Raw genomic sequence first — 3,011 nt, forward strand, 5'->3', positions numbered from 1 at the left:
CCCTTGACCACTTTCGACAGGCCGCCGACGATCTTTCCACGTTCCTTCATCAGTGCCTGCCGGTCGAGGATCGGGTCGGCAAAGGCCGCCGAAGCCGCGAGTGCGAGCATAGAGATGGCGATAACAAGCTTTCTCATTCAATTGGCTCCATGATGAAGGCATTTCGGGACAGGACGTCAACGGATGTTACAGAGGGAAAATTCCCTTCCCCCTGATGATTTTTGCCGGACCTTTGCTCTTGCGGGACGCAGAAAAGAAAAGCCCCGGGTGATACCGGGGCTTCTGGAAATCGATCACTTCGCCTTTTCGTACAATTCCAGGACATGGTCCCAGTTGATCAGGCTGTCGACGAACGCCTCGAGATATTTCGGCCGGGCGTTGCGGTAGTCGATGTAGTAGGAGTGCTCCCAGACATCGACGCCGAGGATCGGCGACGCGCCATGGACGAGCGGGTTTTCGCCGTTCGGTGTCTTGGAGATCGCCAGCTTGCCATCCTTGACCGAGACCCAGGCCCAGCCGGAGCCGAACTGTGTCGTGCCAGCGGCAATGAAGTCGGCCTTGAACTTGTCGTAGCCGCCGAGATCGCTATCGACTGCCTTCTGCAAGGCGCCCGGCAGCTTGTTGCCGCCGCCGCCTTTCTTCATCCACTTCCAGAAATGGATGTGGTTGTAATGCTGGGCGGCATTGTTGAAGAGGCCGGCATTCTTGCCGAACGACTGCTTGACCACCTCTTCGACCGACAGATCGCCCAAGCCGGCCTCGGCGGCGAGTTTGTTGCCGTTATCGACATACGCCTTGTGGTGCTTGTCGTGGTGATATTCCAGCGTCTCTTTCGACATGTAAGGCTGCAAGGCCTCATAGTCGTAAGGCAGAGCGGGCAATTCAAAGGCCATGGATAGTACTCCCTCGTGGAAAAATCCGGTGTCGATACCGGAGTAAGATAGGTCTGGAATGGGTTGGGACAACTCCGGATGAAGCGTCGATCGCCTTTTTATCCGCTCAAACAGCAGAAGTCGAATGCGCCCAATCCCAATAGAGTTCGCGCGCTTTTTTGGCCACCGGCCCGGGTTGCAGATTGCGATCCTCGATGCGCGTGATCGGCACCACCTTGGAATGGTTCCCGGTCGAAAAAATTTCGTCTGCTTCGAGGAAATCGCGCACCGACAGCGTCTTTTCCGTGGTCCTGAAGCCATATTCGCCGAGCAGCGCTATCGTGCGCGAGCGGGTGATGCCGGATAGGAAGGTGCCGTTCGGCGCAGGCGTAAAGACGTGGCCATCCTTGACCAGGAAGATGTTCGAGGTTCCGGTCTCGGCGACGTTGCCCAGCATATCGAGCACCATTGCGTTGTCGAAGCCGCGCATCTTGGCTTCGAGAATGGCCCTACCGTTGTTGGGGTAAAGGCAGCCGGCCTTGGCGTTGGTCGGCATGGTTTCAATGGTCGGACGCCGGAACGGCGACACGGTCACCGAAAAGCCAGTCGCCGGAATCATCGGTGATTCATAGAGGCAAAGGCAAAAGCGCGTCGAGGCGGGATCGGCCGGCACGCCCATATAGCCGCCATGCTCGGCCCAGTACATCGGCCTGATATAGACCGCCGTCTTGCCGTCGAACTTCTTCAACCCATCCCATGTCAGCCCGACGATCTTGTCGGCGCTCATGTTCGGCTTCAGGCCGAGCGCAATCGCCGAGGAATTCACCCTGGCTGCGTGGAAGTCGAGATCCGGCGCCACGCCTTCGAACCAGCGGCCGCCGTCAAAAACGCTGGTGCCGAGCCACATGGCGTGGCTGCGCGGCCCCAGAATGGCGACGTTGCCTTCGTGCCAATCACCATCGACGAAAGTCCATGTCGTGGATTGCGCCGCAGCCGCCAGTGTCATCATCTCGTCCCGTCTCAATCGGTCTCGTGTGACAGCCATTGGAAGATGCTTTGGCGGGCGCCGTCAACCGGCATCATGGAGTTTTGTTGAGGCCAGTGCCGGGGCGCAATGCAATCAAAGCTTGCACCTTGTCGCGCCTGCCCTCAAAACTGCTGTCATGCAATACGCCGCCTATGTCTTCGACGCCTATGGCACGCTGTTCGACGTGCATGCCGCCGTACGCCGTCATGCCGACCGGATCGGGCCGGACGGCCAATTGCTGTCCGAGATCTGGCGCGCCAAACAGCTCGAATATTCCTGGGTGCGCACGCTGATGGGCGCCTATGCCGATTTCTGGCAACTGACCGAACAGGCGCTCGATTTCGCCTTGCGCAAGGTTCCCTCGGCCGACCCCGGTCTCAAGGCGATATTGCTGGATGCCTATTGGCGGCTCGATTGCTATCCGGAAGTGCCGGCCGTGCTCAAGGCGCTCAAGGCTTCGGGAGCGAGGCTGGCGATCCTGTCCAACGGCTCGCCCGAAATGCTGCAGGCGGCGGTCAAATCCGCCGCGCTCGACCAGGTTCTGGACGATATCTATTCCGTCGATACGGTGCGGCGCTTCAAGACCGATCCCGCGGTCTACGACATGGTCGCCACCGGCCGGCGCCTCTACCCCGGCGCGGTTTCCTTCCAGTCGTCCAATCGCTGGGACATTGCAGGCGCCACCAAATTCGGCTTTCGCACGGTGTGGATCAACCGCTCCAACCAGCCCGAAGAATACCGGGACTTCCCACCGGCCCTGATCCTGCCGTCGCTCGAAGCCCTTGTGCCCGGCAGCTAAGAGACCTGTGTCTCTGGCGCCACAGTAGCAGCCTGGTCACAGCTTCGCCTTTCTTTGCCCACGTTCGGGCCAGAATCGGAACCGCCTATCGCCCCAGGTGTTGTCAGGCACCCGCGTAACTGTCGGCGAATTCACGCTTTGTTGCGATTTGAGACTTAAAGAAGGCAACCATGTCCATAACCGAAATCGAATCTTTTCGCCTGAGCCGTCGCGGCTTTCTCAATGCCGCAGCCCTGGGCGCCGCTTCGATCGCGGTTTCCGCATGCGCCACCACCGGGCCGGGTCCGGTCGAGCCGCCGCCACCAACCTATGT

Annotated in this window: 4 protein-coding genes and 1 pseudogene; 2 read left to right on the top strand and 3 right to left on the bottom strand. The window is 59.7% G+C overall.

What is annotated here, in order from left to right; all coding sequences use genetic code 11:
• The 3 genes and pseudogenes from ENZ74_RS35360 to ENZ74_RS27220 all read right to left on the bottom strand — a co-directional run.
• Positions 1 to 137: pseudogene (locus tag ENZ74_RS35360) on the bottom strand (cytochrome C556); the annotation flags it as partial.
• A 156-nt stretch (positions 138 to 293) separates the two neighbouring features.
• Positions 294 to 893: a superoxide dismutase gene (locus ENZ74_RS27215; RefSeq protein ID WP_013532667.1), complete on the bottom strand. Its 600-nt coding sequence runs from the start codon at positions 891 to 893 to the stop codon at positions 294 to 296.
• A 106-nt stretch (positions 894 to 999) separates the two neighbouring features.
• Positions 1,000 to 1,878 (bottom strand): branched-chain amino acid aminotransferase, encoded by an 879-nt coding sequence (locus tag ENZ74_RS27220; RefSeq protein ID WP_024505546.1) that lies wholly within the window; start codon positions 1,876 to 1,878, stop codon positions 1,000 to 1,002.
• 157 nt (positions 1,879 to 2,035) lie between these two features.
• Here ENZ74_RS27220 and ENZ74_RS27225 point away from each other — a divergent pair, with 157 nt between their 5' ends.
• Together ENZ74_RS27225 and ENZ74_RS27230 are read left to right on the top strand one after the other, a co-directional pair.
• A complete protein-coding gene (locus tag ENZ74_RS27225) occupies positions 2,036 to 2,698 on the top strand; it encodes a haloacid dehalogenase type II (RefSeq protein ID WP_013532669.1) in 663 nt (220 codons plus the stop codon).
• Positions 2,699 to 2,868: 170 nt separating this feature from the next.
• Positions 2,869 to 3,011: twin-arginine translocation signal domain-containing protein (locus ENZ74_RS27230; RefSeq protein ID WP_127313120.1), on the top strand; the 143-nt coding region annotated here is incomplete at its 3' end.

Origin of the sequence: Mesorhizobium sp. M7A.F.Ca.CA.002.15.2.1, from assembly GCF_003998715.1 — a bacterium.
GTDB lineage: Bacteria > Pseudomonadota > Alphaproteobacteria > Rhizobiales > Rhizobiaceae > Mesorhizobium > Mesorhizobium ciceri.